The organism is Paenibacillus sp. MSJ-34, from assembly GCF_018918005.1.
Lineage (GTDB): Bacteria > Bacillota > Bacilli > Paenibacillales > Paenibacillaceae > MSJ-34.
Genome location: NZ_JAHLPR010000136.1, coordinates 1 through 689 on the forward strand (window position 1 = coordinate 1; position 689 = coordinate 689).

1 protein-coding gene is annotated in these 689 nt (G+C 45.9%); it reads left to right on the forward strand.

The features are described 5' to 3' along the window. Nucleotides 1–135: 135 nt before the first annotated feature. A partial coding sequence (locus KQI79_RS27385) for a transposase (RefSeq protein WP_216541473.1) occupies nt 136–689 on the forward strand: 554 nt, incomplete at its 3' end.

Below are 689 nucleotides of genomic sequence, written 5' to 3' on the forward strand. Positions count from 1 at the left end.
CGGGGCTGTCCATAAAGTCAGTGAAAACTGCTGGACGCCCCGTTTTTGTTGAATGTTAAAAATGTACACAAAAAAAACGTCTTTTCCTGTAAAATGAAAGTTACCACACCACCATTTTAAGAAGGGACGGTTTTTATGCGTAATCTGACGACTACTAATGATCATTATACCATGCAACTGACACTTCCTCTAGAAGAAATGGAAGAAAAGGTGGTTTCCAAACGAAATCTTGCGCCTACCTTCAAAGCCTACGACAACAAACAGGCCCAGATGATTCTGGATTTGGAAATGTATATTCCCACACACCATGTGGCCCGTGTCATTGATGAGATGATAGATGCGATCCCTGACCATCAGTTGTTTGCTCACTATGCAGGCGGTGGCCGCAGTTCTTATCATCCCAAAATGATGCTCAAGGTGATTCTTTACGGCTACTCACAAAAAGTCTACTCCTGCCGCGGCATCGAAAAGCTGTTGCAAGAAAACATTCCGGCGATGTGGCTGGCTGCGATGCAGCAACCCGACTTCCGCACCTTGAATGACTTCCGTGGCGTGCGCATGAAAGCGTTCATGGACGAGCTGTTTGAAACGATGATTGGGAAGCTCATTGCGGACAACTACATCACGATGGAGCAGTACTTTCTGGATGGCACGAAGATTGAAGCCGATGCCAACAAGTATTCCTTTGT